12 protein-coding genes are annotated in these 16,723 nt (G+C 53.5%); 9 read left to right on the forward strand and 3 right to left on the reverse strand.

The genetic code is table 11. From position 1 onward, the window contains the following. Window positions 1–102: 102 nt before the first annotated feature. Window positions 103–813, reverse strand: a complete 711-nt coding sequence (dapD, locus tag ACZ5N7_RS02850; protein ID WP_464657229.1) for a 2,3,4,5-tetrahydropyridine-2,6-dicarboxylate N-acetyltransferase — start codon at window positions 811–813, stop codon at window positions 103–105. Window positions 814–1,393: 580 nt separating this feature from the next. On the opposite strand from dapD, the gene pyrR reads away from it, so the two are divergent. From pyrR to pyrE, 7 genes are all read left to right on the forward strand, one after another. Beyond that, the gene (pyrR, locus tag ACZ5N7_RS02855; RefSeq protein ID WP_464659117.1) at window positions 1,394–1,906 is read left to right on the forward strand and encodes a bifunctional pyr operon transcriptional regulator/uracil phosphoribosyltransferase PyrR; all 513 of its coding nucleotides are present in this window, start codon (window positions 1,394–1,396) and stop codon (window positions 1,904–1,906) included. 14 nt (window positions 1,907–1,920) lie between these two features. After that, window positions 1,921–2,829, forward strand: coding sequence for an aspartate carbamoyltransferase catalytic subunit (locus ACZ5N7_RS02860; protein WP_464657231.1), 909 nt, complete (start codon window positions 1,921–1,923; stop codon window positions 2,827–2,829). Window positions 2,830–2,861: 32 nt separating this feature from the next. Next, window positions 2,862–4,145, forward strand: coding sequence for a dihydroorotase (locus tag ACZ5N7_RS02865; RefSeq protein WP_464657232.1), 1,284 nt, complete (start codon window positions 2,862–2,864; stop codon window positions 4,143–4,145). A gap of 313 nt (window positions 4,146–4,458) precedes the next feature. Next, window positions 4,459–5,634, forward strand: a complete 1,176-nt coding sequence (gene carA, locus ACZ5N7_RS02870; RefSeq protein WP_464657234.1) for a glutamine-hydrolyzing carbamoyl-phosphate synthase small subunit — start codon at window positions 4,459–4,461, stop codon at window positions 5,632–5,634. Next, a complete protein-coding gene (gene carB, locus ACZ5N7_RS02875; RefSeq protein WP_464657236.1) occupies window positions 5,621–8,830 on the forward strand; it encodes a carbamoyl-phosphate synthase large subunit in 3,210 nt (1,069 codons plus the stop codon). The genes carA and carB overlap by 14 nt, the downstream gene beginning before the upstream one ends. Window positions 8,831–8,853: 23 nt before the next feature. After that, window positions 8,854–9,597 carry an orotidine-5'-phosphate decarboxylase gene (gene pyrF, locus ACZ5N7_RS02880; protein ID WP_464659118.1) on the forward strand — a complete coding sequence of 248 codons (744 nt, stop codon included), beginning with the start codon at window positions 8,854–8,856 and terminating at the stop codon, window positions 9,595–9,597. Between the two features lie 63 nt (window positions 9,598–9,660). Next, the gene (gene pyrE, locus ACZ5N7_RS02885; RefSeq protein WP_464657237.1) at window positions 9,661–10,302 is read left to right on the forward strand and encodes an orotate phosphoribosyltransferase; all 642 of its coding nucleotides are present in this window, start codon (window positions 9,661–9,663) and stop codon (window positions 10,300–10,302) included. Between the two features lie 55 nt (window positions 10,303–10,357). On the opposite strand, the gene ACZ5N7_RS02890 is transcribed toward pyrE, so the two are convergent. Continuing rightward, the gene (locus ACZ5N7_RS02890; protein ID WP_464657239.1) at window positions 10,358–11,449 is read right to left on the reverse strand and encodes an acyltransferase family protein; all 1,092 of its coding nucleotides are present in this window, start codon (window positions 11,447–11,449) and stop codon (window positions 10,358–10,360) included. A gap of 131 nt (window positions 11,450–11,580) precedes the next feature. Next, a complete protein-coding gene (locus tag ACZ5N7_RS02895; RefSeq protein WP_464657241.1) occupies window positions 11,581–12,699 on the reverse strand; it encodes a glycosyltransferase family 4 protein in 1,119 nt (372 codons plus the stop codon). Window positions 12,700–13,004: 305 nt separating this feature from the next. On the opposite strand from ACZ5N7_RS02895, the gene ACZ5N7_RS02900 reads away from it, so the two are divergent. Both ACZ5N7_RS02900 and ACZ5N7_RS02905 read left to right on the forward strand, forming a co-directional pair. Beyond that, complete coding sequence (locus ACZ5N7_RS02900) at window positions 13,005–13,550, forward strand: GbsR/MarR family transcriptional regulator (RefSeq protein ID WP_464657243.1); 546 nt, start codon at window positions 13,005–13,007, stop codon at window positions 13,548–13,550. Between the two features lie 44 nt (window positions 13,551–13,594). Beyond that, window positions 13,595–16,705, forward strand: a complete 3,111-nt coding sequence (locus ACZ5N7_RS02905) for an efflux RND transporter permease subunit (RefSeq protein WP_464657245.1) — start codon at window positions 13,595–13,597, stop codon at window positions 16,703–16,705. The last annotated feature ends 18 nt before the right edge of the window (window positions 16,706–16,723 follow it).

The raw sequence follows: 16,723 nt of genomic DNA on the forward strand, positions 1-16,723 counted from the left end.
AGTTCGTTAAAGGATTGAAGCGATAGAAAACTTTCTTTACCAAAAATTCTGCTTTTAAAGAGCGGTCCTTCATCCTTGAATGGCCTCAGGCAGAGGTTTTTCTTACAAGGTGCGGAGCTCTTTCAGAATTTCGGTTTTGGATTTGGTTTTGTCGTCCACTTTCTTGATCACACGGGCCGGGGTGCCAGCGACGACGGTCATTTCCGGTACGTCTTCAACGACGACAGCTCCAGCAGCAACAACGGATCCTTGCCCGATGCGCACGCCTTCCAAAATCACAGCATTGGCTCCCACAAGCACATTGTCTTCAATGATGACCGGCTGTGCGGAAGGAGGCTCGATCACACCCGCGACTACGGAGCCTGCGCCTATGTGGCACATTTTGCCGATTTTTGCGCGTCCGCCCACGACAACGTTCATGTCAATCATCGTGCCTTCTCCGATGGATGCGCCGATGTTGATTACTGCGCCCATCATGATTACTGCGTTGTTCTCGATTCCAACCATATCGCGGATGATGGCGCCCGGTTCGATTCTCGCATTAATGTTCTTCAAATCGATCAGCGGCACTCCGGAATTGCGGCGGTCGTTTTCCACCACATAATCCTCGATTGCGCTTTGATTGGCGTCAATTACAGCCTGTACATCCTTCCAATCGCCAAAAATGACGCCGCTGCCGCCGGAAACGAATGTCTGGATCGATTCGCCGAAATCGATTCCTTCCAGTTGTCCTTTCAGATATACTTTCACAGGGGTCTTTTTGACGCTGTTTTTAAGAAAATTGATAACTTCCTGAGTGTTCATTTCAGCCATTCGAGTCAACTCCATTTGTTATTATATGTACTGGTCAGTTGAAAACAGCAGCCAATACCTTCTTTTATAGCATAAAAAATCGACCCAGGCAATCCTGCATACCCACAGCTGACAGACAAACGATAAGATACTCGGGAAAAAGCAACGGAAGCCCCATATGGGGTTTGACCACCCGTCGTGCAACGACCAACATGCCGGGCGAGGCACGGGTTGGGAAAACGCGGCGAATCTTTACCGGTAAATTCCAATTGCCGATGCTCAATGCCCAAGGGAAAAAGATCGGCAAATTGGGAAGGATAAGCTGTTGACATTTTTTGTCGAAGGTGGGATAATACTTTTCAAGTAAATAGCACCTTTAAAGACAGTCCCGTGAGGCTGGCAAGGTAGACGTTGATAAAAGAGTTTGAGCGGAATTAAACAGAAGAGGTATGTGCATGGCGGCAAAATGACCGTCCGAATTCGCATAGCCTTGGCTGGTTCTATCTGCTCGCCTACCTGCTCCTTGCCTTCGGGCGAGGAGTTTTTTAGTATTCTGCACCAAACCGGGAGGGCAACTGCATTGAGCCAGGAACATGTCATTATGGATGAAGCGGCGGTACGCCGGGCATTGACCCGGATCACCCATGAAATTCTGGAACGCAATAAAGGCGTGGACAACTGCGTTCTGATCGGCATCCGTACCAGAGGGATCTACTTGGCCCAGCGGGTTGCCCAAAAAATCAGGGAAATCGAGAACGCGGCTGTGCCCGTCAGCGAGCTGGACATTACCTCCTACCGGGACGACCGCATCCAGCTGAGCAATATGAACGCGCAGTCTCAGGGAACTTCACTGCATACCCAGGACAGAAAGATCATTTTGTTCGACGATGTCCTCTTTACAGGACGGACGGTGAGGGCTGCGATGGACGCGCTGATCGATTTCGGCAGGCCGCAAATGATTCAGCTCGCCGTCCTGGTGGACCGGGGGCACAGGGAATTCCCGATCCGCCCGGATTATGTAGGCAAGAACGTGCCCACCGCCAAAGCGGAAAAAATCGACGTCATGCTGACCGAAGTCGACGGCCGGGACGGTGTCGTCATAACTACTAACTGAGGGGGAAGCAAGCGATGGCAGCAATACACACACTACCGGGCAGGCAATTGATCGGATTAAAGGGACTTCCCAAAGAAGAGATCGTCAGCATCTTGAACCGGGCCGCCCAATGGGACTGCGCGAAGGAAAAGCTGACTCCAGTGCTGCAGGGAAAGTTTGTCGCCAATATGTTTTTCGAGAACAGCACGAGGACGCGGTTTTCTTTTGAAGTGGCGGAAAAAAGGCTGGGGGCCGAAGTGCTCAATTTCTCGGCCGCCGTGTCAAGTGTGCAAAAGGGTGAATCCATCTACGACACGGTGCGGACGCTGGAATCGATGGGAATCGAAGCGGGAGTCATCAGGATGAAGCCGAACGGCCTCCTGCAGGACCTCGTGAGGAAGATTAAAGTGCCTTTGATCAACGCGGGAGACGGAAACAACGAGCACCCGACCCAGGCGCTGCTCGATTTATATACGATGAGGAAGCATTTTGGCGAGATCAAGGGGCTTAAGGTCGCGATCATAGGCGATATCCTGCACAGCAGGGTGGCCCGTTCCAACCTGTGGGGACTGCACAAGCTCGGAGCGGAAGTCGTGTTCTGCGCGCCGGACTCGATGCAGGCTCCCGAGCTGAGCGAGTACGCCTCGTATGTAAGCATGGAGGAAGCTTTGCGGGCGGACGTCGTCATGATGCTGAGAGTGCAGCTGGAGCGCCACGAAAGCGGGCTGTTCAAATCGGCCGGCCAATACAGGGAGCAGTACGGCCTGACCGCCGAGCGTGCGGCGGAAATGAAAGAACACGCGATCATCATGCATCCGGGGCCTTTTAACAGGAATGTGGAAATCGATGACGAGCTGGTAGAAGGGCCCAAATCCAAAATATTCACGCAGATGAGCCACGGAGTGCCGGTTCGAATGGCGGTCCTGGAGAGAGCGCTGATCTAGCACAACGACAAAAGACAATGCAGGAGGGCGCCATGGGAATTTGGATTATTAACGGACAAATAGTTGACGCTTATAACAATTTGGAAACGAAGCATATCTTTATCGAAAACGGACGGATCGGCAAAATCATATACGCGACCGCGAAGCCGGAAACCGAAGGACACCAAGTAATTGACGCAAGCGGCAAGCTGGTGTCGGCAGGTTTCATAGATATGCACGTACATCTCCGCGAGCCGGGGTTCGAGCATAAAGAAACGATTGCGACTGGCACGGCATCGGCAGCCAGAGGAGGCTTCACAACGATCGCCTGCATGCCGAATACCAGGCCGGTTGTCGATACGGCGGATAAGGTGCGATACATTCTGGACAAAGCGGAAACCGAAGGCAGAGGCATTAGCGTACTGCCATACGGCTGCATTACAAAGAACCAGCTGGGCAGGGAGCTGACCGATTTCACAGAGCTGAAAAAGGCAGGGGCGATCGGCTTCACTGACGACGGAGTCGGAGTGCAGAGCGCGCAGATGATGAAAGATGCGATGGCTCTGGCGGCTTCGATGAATATGCCGGTTATCGCCCACTGCGAAGACAACACATTGGTGGAAGGGGCTCCCGTGAATGAAGGAAGCTTCGCGGGCAAGAATGGCTTGAAGGGCATACCGAACGAATCGGAGGCGATTCACGTAGGCCGCGACATACTGCTGGCGGAAGCCACGGGGGTACATTATCACGTGTGCCACGTATCCGCAGAGCAGTCGGTCAGGCTGATCCGGCTGGGGAAGCAGATCGGCGTTAAAGTGACCGCGGAGGTCTGTCCGCACCATCTGCTGCTGTCCGAGGAAGATATCCCGGGTATGGACGCGAACTGGAAAATGAACCCGCCGCTCCGCTCGGCCAGAGACGTGGAAGCGGTCATCGAGGCGCTGGAGGACGGGACGATCGACATGATTGTGACGGACCACGCTCCCCACAGCCAGGAGGAGAAAGCGAGAGGCATGCAGCTCGCACCTTTTGGGATCGTAGGCTTTGAAACGGCATTCCCTCTGCTCTACACCAAATTTGTGGCGACAGGGCGCTGGAAGCTGCAGTTCCTGCTTGACAAAATGACGGCTAAGCCGGCAGAGGTGTTCGGACTGGAGACCGGCAGACTTCAGGCGGGCGCGGCCGCGGATATTGCCATCATCGATCTGGAGAAGGAAAAAGAAGTGAATCCGGACGAATTCCTGTCGAAGGGACGAAATACCCCTTTCGCCGGCTGGAAGCTGAGAGGCTGGCCGGTGCTTACGATGGCCGGCGGCAAAGTGGTGTGGTCGGAATAGTAAAACCCTTCCCCGAATGGACGTGAGTGGTCTGACCGCCTCCGTGCAGAGTTGCAGCTCGCGTCTCTTTTGGCGCATAATCCCGGTGCTGTTTGGGCGGATCAGCACTTTCATGGGCACAGGGGAATAGGATGCTGGGGAAAAGGCATACCTGGCCCCGCAGGCAGCAGTAAAATCGGCTCGGCGGCACAGATGAAGCGAGGAAGCGCGAAATCGGCGCGGAATGCACGGATGGAGCGAGCGGGAAAGTGCAAAACCGGTCACACAGCACAACACACGACGTGTTCACATAAATGCTAAGGAGTTGAAGACAATGCAGGCAAGGTTGTTGTTGGAAGACGGAACGATTTTTACTGGAAAAGCATTCGGAAGCGAAGGGGATTCCGTGGGCGAGGTGGTTTTTAACACCGGGATCACAGGCTACCAAGAGGTGCTGTCGGACCCGTCCTACTGCGGGCAGATTGTGACGATGACCTACCCTCTCATCGGAAATTACGGGATAACCCGCGACGATTTCGAATCGGTGAGACCTTATATCCACGGCTTCGTCGTCCGCCAGCATGAAGAGGTCCCGAGCAACTGGCGCGCACAGTACACTTTGGACCGCCTGCTGAAGGAATACGGAATTATCGGCATCAGCGAGATCGATACGCGCATGCTCACCCGCAGAATTCGTCACCTCGGCGTGATGAAAGGGATGCTGACCACTTCCGGCAAATCCGCCGCCGAACTGCTGGAGCAGCTCAAGGAAACTCCTTTGATGACTGACCAGGTGTCCCGCGTTTCCACCAAGAGCGTCTTCAGCTGCCCTGGCGACAAGGAACGGATTGTGGTCGTCGACTTCGGCGCCAAAAGCGGAATTCTGCGCGATCTCGGCAAGCGGGGCTGCGACATCGTCGTGGTTCCTCAAGATGTAACAGCCCAAGAAATCCGAAGAATGGACCCGGACGGAATCATGCTGTCCAACGGACCCGGAGATCCGAAGGATGTGCCCCATGCGGCGGGAATGATTGCAGACCTGTTGGGCGAATATCCGATCTTCGGCATCTGCCTGGGTCACCAGCTGCTTGCCCTGGCGTGCGGCGCCGACACCGAAAAGCTGAAGTTCGGGCACCGCGGCGGAAACCATCCCGTGAAGGATCTGCACACGAACCGCTGCTATATCACGTCCCAAAACCACGGCTATACCGTAAAAGAAGAATCCATCGGCTCAACCGATTTGATTATAACGCACATCAACAACAATGACGGCACGATCGAAGGATTAAAGCATAAGGCTCATCCGGCGTTTTCCGTGCAATATCATCCGGAGGCGGCCCCGGGGCCTTTTGATTCCAGCTACTTGTTCGATGATTTCATCGCGACGATCCGCCAGTTCAAGAAGGACCGTCCGCAGCGGCCCAGACAGGAGCAAATGATCGCAAACCGCACATCGGCTGCAACGGCGGAAAACGCATCGAGGGGAGAACTGGAATATGCCAAAAAATAACAACTTGAAAAAAATTCTGGTCATCGGCTCAGGCCCGATCGTAATCGGACAGGCGGCTGAATTTGACTATGCGGGGACTCAGGCGTGCCAGGCTTTGAAAGAAGAAGGGATGGAAGTCATCCTTATCAATTCCAACCCGGCTACGATTATGACGGACACCAACATGGCCGACAAAGTTTACATCGAACCGATTACACTCGAGTTCGTCACGCAAATTATCCGCCAGGAAAGGCCGGACGGCCTGCTGCCTACATTAGGCGGGCAAACCGGGCTGAATATGGCTGTTGAGCTGGCGCGGGCCGGAGTGCTGGAGCGCGAGAATGTGAAGCTGCTCGGAACGCAGCTGACAGCGATCGAGAAAGCGGAAGACCGCGACTTGTTCCGCGAGCTGATGAGAGAGCTGGAGCAGCCCGTGCCGGACAGTGTCATCGTGACTGCCGTGGCGGAAGCCGTGGATTTTGCAAACGAAATCGGTTATCCGATCATCGTGCGCCCCGCCTACACATTGGGCGGAACGGGAGGCGGAATCTGCCAGAATGAAGAAGAACTAGTGGAGATCGTTGCATCCGGGATCCGGTACAGCCCGATCGGCCAGTGCCTGGTGGAGAAGAGCATTGCCGGCATGAAGGAAGTAGAATACGAAGTAATGCGCGACGCCAACGACAACTGTATTGTAGTGTGCAATATGGAGAATTTTGACCCGGTCGGCGTCCATACCGGAGACAGCATCGTCGTGGCTCCAAGCCAGACGTTATCGGACCGTGAATACCAGATGCTGCGCTCGGCTTCATTGAAAATTATTCGCGCTTTGAACATCGAAGGCGGATGCAACGTGCAGTTCGCCCTGGATCCGCACAGTTACCAATATTATGTCATTGAAGTCAATCCACGCGTGAGCCGCTCTTCGGCGCTGGCCTCCAAAGCGACAGGCTATCCGATCGCCAAAATGGCCGCCAAAATTTCCATTGGCTACACTCTGGACGAACTGAAGAACCCGGTCACCGGCCAGACCTATGCGTGTTTCGAGCCGACTCTGGACTACATCGTGTCGAAGATTCCGCGTTGGCCTTTCGATAAGTTCACCTCCGCCAACCGCAAGCTGGGGACGCAGATGAAAGCTACCGGAGAAGTGATGGCGATAGGGCGGACTTTTGAGGAGTCTTTCCATAAAGCGGTCCGTTCGCTGGAGATCGGCGTGCACAGATTGCACCTCAAGGAAGCCGAGCTGCTGGACGGGAATGTTTTGGAGCAGCGGCTTCAGAAGCCGGATGACGAAAGATTGTTCCTGCTGGCGGAAGCTTACCGCAGAGGCTACACTCTGGAAAGTCTGCAGGAGCTTACGAAGATTGACTGGTGGTTCCTGAGCAAGCTGGAAGGCTTGGTGGCTTTTGAAACCGTGCTGCAGAAGCAGCAGTTGACACCTGAGCTGCTCCGGGAAGCGAAGCGCAAAGGCTTCACGGACCGCGCCATCGCCGAGCTTCGGGAGCTCGGCGAACAGAGTTCATTTACCGCAGAGGCGGAAGTAAGGGATTACCGTTTAAGCATGAACCTCAAGCCGGTGTATAAGATGGTCGACACGTGCGCCGCAGAATTTGAGGCGACAACGCCATACTATTACTCGACGTATGAAACCGAAGACGAAGTGATGGAAACCGCCAAGCAGAAAGTGATCGTGCTGGGCTCCGGGCCGATCCGCATCGGGCAGGGGGTCGAGTTCGACTACTCCACAGTCCACGCGGTATGGGCCATCCAGGACGCAGGCTATGAGGCGGTGATTATCAACAACAATCCGGAGACGGTGTCCACTGACTTCAATACCTCGGACCGGCTGTACTTCGAGCCGTTGTTCTTCGAGGATGTGATGAACGTAATTGAACGCGAGCAGCCGGTCGGCGTAATCGTCCAGTTCGGCGGGCAGACGGCGATCAACCTGGCCGCGCCGCTGGCCAAGGCGGGAGTGCGCATTCTCGGTACGGATCTCGAGAGCATCGACGCCGCGGAAGACCGCAAAAAATTCGAGGCGCTGCTGAACTCGCTCGAAATCGCCCAACCGCCCGGCGGCACGGTAACTTCGGTGGATCAGGCGGTAGACACCGCCGCGCAGTTCGGGTATCCGGTTCTTGTCCGGCCATCCTATGTACTTGGCGGACGAGCGATGGAGATTGTTTACTCCGATGCGGAGCTGCTCAGCTACATGGAATATGCGGTAAAAATCAATCCGGAGCATCCGGTGCTGATCGACCGCTACATGCTTGGCAAGGAAGTGGAAGTCGACGCGATCTGCGACAAGGAAACGGTGCTCATTCCGGGCATTATGGAGCATGTAGAGAGAGCGGGAGTGCACTCCGGCGACTCCATCGCGGTGTATCCTCCGCAAACTTTGAGCGACGAGATCAAACGGCAAATTGTCGGGATCACCACGAAAATCGCCAGAGGCCTTCAGGTAGTGGGCCTGGTCAACATCCAGTTCGTCATATATAAAGAGAAGGTGTATGTGATCGAGGTGAATCCGCGCTCCTCCAGGACGGTTCCGTTCCTGAGCAAGGTCACGGGCATCCCGATGGCCAATGTGGCAACGCAGGCGATTATGGGCAAAAAGCTGGCCGACCTCGGTTATACCACCGGCTTGTGGCCTGAAGACGACCATGTTTCCGTCAAAGTGCCGGTGTTCTCCTTTGCCAAGCTGCGCAGGGTAGATACCACGCTCGGACCCGAAATGAAATCGACCGGGGAAGTGATGGGCCGGGACATCAACTTTGCCAAGGCGCTGTACAAAGGCCTGCTCGGTTCCGGAATGAAAATTCCGGCTACAGGAGCGATTATCGCCACGGTAGCGGATAAAGATAAGGACGAGGCGGTGGAAATCCTGAAGGGCTTCTACCAGCTGGGGTACAAGATCATTGCTACCGGCGGCACCGCCAAAGCTTTGGAGAACGCCGGCATTCTGGTGACGACGGTGAACAAGCTGAGCGAGGGCTGTCCGAACATTCTCGATCTGATCCGCACGGGGCAAGCGCACTTCGTAGTCAACACTTTGACCAAAGGCAAGGCTCCGGAGCGCGACGGCTTCCGGATCCGCCGCGAGGCGGTAGAGAACGGGGTCGTGTGCATGACTTCTCTGGATACGGTCGGAGCGCTGCTGCATATGCTCGAAGCGATCAACTTCTGCTCGAGGCCAATGCCGGTCCAAGCGTAAAAGAGCTGGAAGGAGAGCGAGCTATGACGAGAGTGACTTCGGAGCTGAAAGCTGTGGAGCGGATTATGGTCGCACTGGATACCCCTTCTACCGGGGAAGCGGAGAAGCTGGTGGCCGCCCTGAAAGGGATTCCCTGTTATTTGAAAGTGGGAATGCAGCTGTTCTACGCCGCCGGGCCGCAATTTGTCCTGAAACTAAAGGAACAGGGATACTTCGTATTCCTGGACCTGAAGCTGCACGACATCCCCAACACGGTGAAAGGCGGCGCGGGCAGCATTACCCGCCTCGGCGTGGACATGTTCAATGTCCACGCCGCGGGCGGCAGCGCGATGATGCAGGCGGCGCTTGAAGGGGTGGACAAGGCTTTGTCCACCGGCATGAAGCGCCCCGTCACCATCGCGGTGACGCAGCTGACCAGCACCAGCCAGGCGGTGCTGAACGGCGAGATCGGCCTCCACGGAACGGTGGAGGAGGCCGTGGTCCGTTACGCCCGGATGGCGCGGAGCGCCGGGCTGCATGGGGTTGTCGCATCGCCGCTGGAAGTGGCGGCGGTGAAGGCGGCGTGCGGTGACGGATTCGTCACCGTGACGCCGGGCATCCGGCCGGCGGGAGCGGAGCTCGCCGACCAGATGCGGGTGATGACCCCGGCCGAAGCTTTCGGCCAGGGGACCGACTTTATCGTGATCGGGCGCCCGATCACGGCCAGCCCGGACCCTCGGGCGGCGCTGGAAGCGATTATCGCTTCTATCGAGTCCGGGCTGCGGTAGCACCGTTTGGCCAAATGATGGCTAAAACCCAAAAAGACTGCACAGATTTAAGGAGTGAATTTTTTGAACCCGACATCAGCACAAGCTGAACAAATCGCAGTGGCGCTTTTACAAATCGGTGCTATCGCTCTAAGGCCGCATCAGCCTTTTACCTGGACTTCCGGCATCAGATCGCCGATCTACTGCGATAACCGACTGACCATGTCCTATCCGGAAATCCGCGAGCTGATAGCGGACGGTTTCGCGCAGCTGATCAGAGACAAGTATCCCGACGCGGATGTAATTGCGGGAACGGCTACTGCTGGCATTCCCCATGCGGCTTGGGTATCCCAAAAGCTGAATCTGCCGATGATTTATATACGCGACAAAGCCAAGGGCCACGGCAAGGAGAATTTGATCGAGGGCAGCCTTCGCCCCGGACAAAAGGTGATCGTGATCGAAGATTTGATCTCCACCGGCGGAAGCTCATTAAAGTCGGCTTTGGCCGTAAATGAAGCGGGAGGCCGGGCACTCGCCGTTCTCGCCATATTCTCCTACGAACTGGCCAAATCGGAGGAGGCCTTCGGCAGCGCGGGAGTTCCTTTGGATACGCTGTCCAACTACAGCACACTGCTGAAAGTAGCCGTAGAGCGTGGAGCTATTGCACCGGAGGATCTTCAACTGCTGCGGTCATGGAGGGAAAATCCTACAGAGTTCGGAAAATAATGCTGGTCTAAGCAAAACGAAGACCCGGATGTCAGACGACATGCCGGGTCTTGTTCTATGTATTTTTATATATGGCTTTGGAAGCTTCCGTCTTGTACCTGAGAGCGTTTTTCATCATTCTCACAAGAGGCTTTTCGATAAATTTGTAGAAAAGGCAGCACAGCGCAGCCGCAGCGGCAAAGCAGATCAGGATTGTCGCCAACACGCCGAACGCGTTAACGAGATGAAGACCCCTGCTTAATTTGAGCGTAATAGACAGAAAGGGGAGGCTTGTCAGCAGGACGGAATACGACGCGTCTCCAACGAAGCTGAGCGGTTCGAACCATTGGACATTTTTCGGATTGATCGTGGAAACCCCAAACAAGGCGAGGCTTGAGCCGATCGTATAGTATACGTTGGAATAGTTCAGTGAAGGAGCGTCGTAACGGATAAGCCAGGCAAAAGGGAACATCAGCGCGCCGAGCGCAATCCATGCGCCTCCATGCTGCCAGTTCCTCTTTCTCACCACATACGCCAGGACCGCGCCAAGCATAAATTCGGCATACACCGGGTCAAACAGAAAGCGCGTGAGCAGATCTTCCTTCAAATGGATCCATCCGTACGCATGCATTGCTATAATGGAGAGCCACACGGCAAACACGGCGGTCACCGTCCGGAAATTCATTATAAAAGCGAGCGAAAACATTAAATAGAAAAACAGGATGTAGCTCAAAGACCAAGCCACGCCCAGCACCGGCGCGTTCGATTGGGGCCAGAGCAGCAGCGATTTAATGATGACGGCCGGTTTGGTTTCATCTCCTAAACCAAAAGAAGGGAACAGAAAATAAATCGGTATGACCGCTGCATTTACGATCCAGTAAACCGGATAAATTCGGATGATCCTTTTCATAAGGAAGGTACCGAGCATCTGGGGACGGCCGAAATGACAGTGATAGATGGTATACATCAGATATCCGGTCAGGACGAAGAAAAAAGCGTAGCCGCCGGATCTTCCCATATCGCTCACACCCAGAAAGTTGTAATGGAAATATTTGTTCGACATTTGGGAGGCATGGAAAAGCATAACCAGCAGGACGGCAATTCCGCGCATCGCTTGTATGATTGGAATACTGCTCTTGGTGATGGGTAAGGTGCTGTTATCGTTCATGCACGGTTTCTCTCCATCCTGAAGTTTTCTGTTTTGTAAATTTTTATCAAGGAACTTAAATTTAAGGCAAAATATTTAATGCAGCATGAAAATTACCTTAAAATAACCTTAAATTTATCCGAAGACGAGAATTATCCTCTGCCGCGGTAAAGTGCAATAAGCTGCTGCGCTGTCCGGCTCCAGCTGAATTTAAGTTTCATATCTTTTCTTGCCTGCAGACCCAGCTTCCGGCCGAAAGAACGGCTGCGGGCCACGGCCAGGATCGCTGAGGCAAAAGAAGCTGGCCTGCGGTAGCCGTCCACCAGCAGGCCGTTGCGCTTATGGCGGATAATTTCAGGGATTCCTCCATTCCTGGAAGCGACTGGGGGCAGGCCGCAGGCCATCGCTTCGACATTGACCAAACCGAACGCTTCATGCTTTTGGGAAGGGCATACAAAACAATCGGCAGCCCAGTAAGCTTGCCGCACCCTGCGGTGGGGAAGCGTGCCGATGAACTTGGCGGGCACCTTGTGGACTGCGGCGGTTTTGCGCAAATATGAGCCGTAGGAACCGGACGCGTTTCCCCCTGCGATGAGCAGCCTGGCATTCGGCACGTTCATCCTCACCTGGCGCATAGCCTTGATCAGCAGCGGAATTCCTTTGCGCGGAATCAAGCGGCCGGCATAAGCTACGGTAAATGAGCCCTCTACGCCATACACACGCCTCCACTTTGCCCTTTCCAAAGGTGTGGGAGGACGGAAAAGAACCATATCCACACCGAGATGTACATGTCTCGTTTTATGGCTTACACCCGGATACCGCTGCTTGACTTTGTTTGCCACGGAAGCGGAATTGGCCACTACGAGGTCGGCTTTGGACAAGCAGAAGGCAGCCGTTTTTTGCGAAATCACAGGCTGGGAGATGAACGTAAGCGAGTGGAGAAAGATAGAAACTGGCGTAGCCCGAAAAGCGGCTTTGACCGCGGGAATGAATTTTGGCCGGTTGTCGATCTGGATCCAGTCGTAATGCCGGCCTTTGGCATAACGCATAACGGACTGTAGGTACTTTCTTTGACTTCCGGCCGCAACGCGTATGATCTTGAGGTTGCCCAGGACCGTATTGTTCGGATAACCGGCGGCCTTCCTCGATATAACGGTCACCTGATGATGAACCGCCAATTGACGCGCGATAGCCCATATACATATTTCAACCGAGCCTCCACGCGGCGGGGGGACGGGAATCGCTTCCGGAGCAATGAGCAGCAAATGCATGACGCACGGCACCTCCTTATGATTTCTTTCGGCATTGTTCCATCTTCAATAGTGTATGTACATTCGATACGGTGCTCCCCGACTAAAGTCCAGTTTATAAAACCATCTCCAGTCTGTTTAACCTGCTCTGCTTTCCTAATAAGATGGTGTCATTAGAACAATTTCCCAGAAAAAAGGAGGACGGATGAGAGATAAAATTTGGATAGATTTTTCATGGAATATATTGACACTTTTCCCCTGCGGCTTTATGTTTATATCGTTAACATCATTCTTAACGATATAAACTTATTAATTAAGGAGATCCGATGAGTTCTTTTCATGACTTTAAAATCGGTGTGACTAACAGAATATCCATACTATTTGAGAGCAGCGGGCTGAGCCCATTGGTGGGAAAAATATTCGGGCTACTGCTATTTGCCCCGCAGCCGCTTGGCCTTCAGGAGATGGCCGACGAGCTCGGTGTGTCCAAAGCCGCCGTAAGCGTACAGGTGAGGGCATTGGAACAGCTCTCCCTTTGCTACAAGTGGGCCACTGCGAATGACCGGAAGGACTACTATTATGTTGCTGAAGATTTTAATTTGACCGTCCTCAGGTCGTCTTTTTCCAAACTAAAGGGACAGCTTACGGGCATGAAAGCCACATTGGAAGCTTATCCGCCGGAAGAGGGATTACGGGAGGAGGAGGTATCGTCTTATCACATTTCAATCAAGCGGTTCGCGGAAATGTACGCTTTGCAAAGCTTGGTATTGGAACGGATGAAAGGTCTGGATGAAGAATGGAACAACCGGAGGGAAGAGCTGATTAACGACGCACTGAGCTTTTATCATAATCAACGAAGCAGCAATACATAACCGTAACCCGTACAGAAAGAAGAAGTTTAAGAGGAGTCGAGGGAATGAACAAGTTAACAAATTTTTCAATGAAGAACATTTCGGCCGTGGTGATTATCATTCTGCTGCTGTTTGCCGGAGGAGCCTACTCAACGACCAAGCTGAAAGTAGAGAGCATGCCGGATATCTCCTTTCCTGTCGTTTTCATCACGACCCAGTACCTGGCGGCGCCCAAGGATGTTATGGAGGACATCACCAAGCCTTTGGAAAAGTCCGTCGCAAGCATCGAAGGCCTTAAAACTTTAACCTCGACCTCCAACGATAATTTCTCGCAGATCGTTCTCGAGCTCAATCAAGAGAAGAAACCCGAGGATGTGAAAAAGGATGTCGAGAGCCTTGTGGCCAACGTGAAGCTGCCGCAGTCTGCCGAGAAGCCGAAGGTGTCGACATTGGGCTTCGCTTCGCAGCCGGTTTACTATCTGTCCATTTACGGCCAGAACGGGATGAACCAAACCGAGTTGGATAAAATTTACAACGATGTCATCCTGCCCGGTTTCAATTCACTGAACGGCGTGGACCATGTGGAGTCCGTCGGCAACCAGGAAGCGGTGCTTAACATGAAGCTGGATGCGGGCGCCATCAACAACTATGGCATGACACCAGGCCAAGTCTCCCAGCTGATCAGAGCCAATCTGATGTCAAGCCCGGCGGGTTCCGTCGATTTCAACGGGAACACGGAGATGGTGCGGGTCAAAGGAGAATTCAACACCATCTACAGCCTCGACAATATGAAGATTAACACTCCCAAAGGGGACATGGTGCTGCTCAGCCAGATCGCCAAGGTCGAAGCGATCAGCGAATCGAAGTTTATCGCCCGCCTGGACGGCAAACCGGCTATCGGCGTTCATCTTTACAAGACGAAAGACGCCAACGCAGTCGAATTCGCGGATGCCGCTGACGCAATGATCAAGAAGTGGGAGAAGACCGAGCCGAACATCAAGTTTTACAGCATATTCAACGGGGCCGTTTCAATTAAAGAATCGATCCGGGGCATGGTGCAGGAAGGCTCGATGGGTGCGGTGCTCGCATCTCTGATGATCCTCCTGTTCTTGAGAAATATAAGAATGACCCTGATCGTACTGGTATCCATACCATTATCCATTGTCATTACCCTGCTCTGTATGGCGCCGCTCGGCATTTCTCTGAACATTATGACTCTCGGAGGCATGGCCATCGCCATTGGCCGGGTCGTGGACGACAGTATCGTAGTGATCGAGAATATTTACAGCCAACTGGTCAAAACGCACGAGCGCAACGAGTCGGTCATCAAATTGGCGACAAAGCAGGTATCGGGGGCGATAACCTCTTCCACTTTAACCACTGTCGGCGTGTTCGGTCCGATCGGCCTGGTGAGCGGTGTCGTCGGCGAGGTCTTCAGACCTTTTGCAATTACATTGGCCTGTGCGCTGCTTTCCTCTTTGCTGGTGGCGTTGACCGTCATTCCGATGCTGGCCAAAGTAATGGTCCTCAGATCGAAGAAAATTCCTCACCATGACGAAACCCGCGTTTCAAGAGTGGGGGGCCTTTATAAAAAGGCTCTGCTGTGGTCTCTCAGAAACCGGATTAAAACGCTGCTCCTTTCGGGGCTTGTGTTCGTGCTTGCGATGGTGCTGATTATTCCCAAGCTGGCCATGAGCTTCATGCCGGACTCAAACGAAGACAAATCGATGCTCATCGATATCAAGATGCCGCGGGAAACATCGATTGAATCGATGAACATTAAAACGAAAGAAATTGAAGCGCTGATCAAGGAACAAAAGGATGGCGGCGGAGCGCCTTTGTTCACTTATACGGAATCCATGGTCGGATATAATTTCGGCAGCACGGAGAAAGTCCCTTACCACGCAAGCATCTTTACCGCAGTAGGCGAAAAGACGGATGCGAAGCAGGCAATGAATGACATCAAAAAGAAGATCGAATATGAGCTTCCCGCCAAATCCAAGGTCACCGCGCAGATCATAGCTTTTTCCGGCGGCGGAGGGGGCAGCACGGACTTTTCTTACTCTATGAAAGGAGACGATCTGCTGACGCTGCAGCAGGCTTCTCAATTGGTGCAGGAGAAGATGAAGGAATTCCCTGAACTGAGCGATATCAAAGATTCGCTTAGCGAATCAAAGAAAGAAATCGAAATCTCGGTAGACCAGAATAAGGCAAGGATTTACGGTTTGTCTTCGGCGCAGGTTCTGGAGACGGTACGCAGCTGGATTACAGAGGATAAACTGGGTGATCTGCGTTTTGACAACATCCTGTTCAAGGCGAAAGTTACAGTGGACCCAAGCTTCAAAAACTCGGTAGCTAAGATCAGCGCCTTCACCATAAAGACGCAGACCGGCGTAACGGTGGCAATCAGCGATATTGCAAAAGTAAGGGAGCTGGACGCCCCGGTAGCGATCAGCAGGGAGAGCCAGAACCAGGTGCTGAAAGTGAATGCGAAGATCAATGCCGTCGATAAAGGCGGGGTGAGCAAGAAGGTATCCGCAGCACTTAACGCGCTTGAACTGCCCTCAGGCATCAGCCGGGAAGTAAAAGGCGTAAGCGACGATATTAACAAAAGCTTTATGGAAATGTTCATAGCCATGGGAGCTTCCATCTTTATCGTTTACCTGATCATGGTTCTGGCCTTCGGAAACGCGAGCGCGCCGTTCGCCATCCTTTTCTCCCTGCCGCTTGCGGCGATCGGAGGGCTTCTGGGACTTCTGGTGACAGGCGAATCGGTTAACATCACTTCTCTGATCGGCTTCCTGATGCTGATCGGGATTGTCGTCACCAACGCCATCGTGCTCGTTGACAGAGTGCAGCAGCTGCGGGAGACCGGTTGCTCCATCAAGGATGCGTTGGTAGAAGCAGGCATAACACGTCTCAGACCGATCATCATGACAGCGGCAGCCACAATCATTGCGCTGTTGCCGCTTGGGCTCGGTTTATCGAAAGGAACGATCATTTCCAAAGGTTTGGCAGTTGTCGTCATCGGCGGTCTGACCACTTCCACAATTCTTACATTGGTTGTAGTACCCGTAGTATACAGCCTCATCGGTTCGGTCATGTCCCGCCTGTCGCGGCTGTTCAAGAAGAGGCACAATCCGGCTGCAGACACTGCTTTACCCGCTGTACAATAAGATTTGAGGGAAAAAGGA

The sequence above is a fragment of the Paenibacillus sp. JCM 18996 genome, assembly GCF_055392555.1.

Excerpts from the sequence above, each read along its gene's own strand:
- dapD (WP_464657229.1), bottom strand. The coding sequence starts at position 813 with ATGGCTGAAATGAACACTCAGGAAGTTATCAATTTTCTTAAAAACAGC.
- pyrR (WP_464659117.1), top strand. The coding sequence starts at position 1,394 with ATGGATGAAGCGGCGGTACGCCGGGCATTGACCCGGATCACCCATGAA.
- ACZ5N7_RS02860 (WP_464657231.1), top strand. The coding sequence starts at position 1,921 with ATGGCAGCAATACACACACTACCGGGCAGGCAATTGATCGGATTAAAG.
- ACZ5N7_RS02865 (WP_464657232.1), top strand. The coding sequence starts at position 2,862 with ATGGGAATTTGGATTATTAACGGACAAATAGTTGACGCTTATAACAAT.
- carA (WP_464657234.1), top strand. The coding sequence starts at position 4,459 with ATGCAGGCAAGGTTGTTGTTGGAAGACGGAACGATTTTTACTGGAAAA.
- carB (WP_464657236.1), top strand. The coding sequence starts at position 5,621 with ATGCCAAAAAATAACAACTTGAAAAAAATTCTGGTCATCGGCTCAGGC.
- pyrF (WP_464659118.1), top strand. The coding sequence starts at position 8,854 with ATGACGAGAGTGACTTCGGAGCTGAAAGCTGTGGAGCGGATTATGGTC.
- ACZ5N7_RS02890 (WP_464657239.1), bottom strand. The coding sequence starts at position 11,449 with ATGAACGATAACAGCACCTTACCCATCACCAAGAGCAGTATTCCAATC.
- ACZ5N7_RS02895 (WP_464657241.1), bottom strand. The coding sequence starts at position 12,699 with ATGCATTTGCTGCTCATTGCTCCGGAAGCGATTCCCGTCCCCCCGCCG.
- ACZ5N7_RS02900 (WP_464657243.1), top strand. The coding sequence starts at position 13,005 with ATGAGTTCTTTTCATGACTTTAAAATCGGTGTGACTAACAGAATATCC.
- ACZ5N7_RS02905 (WP_464657245.1), top strand. The coding sequence starts at position 13,595 with ATGAACAAGTTAACAAATTTTTCAATGAAGAACATTTCGGCCGTGGTG.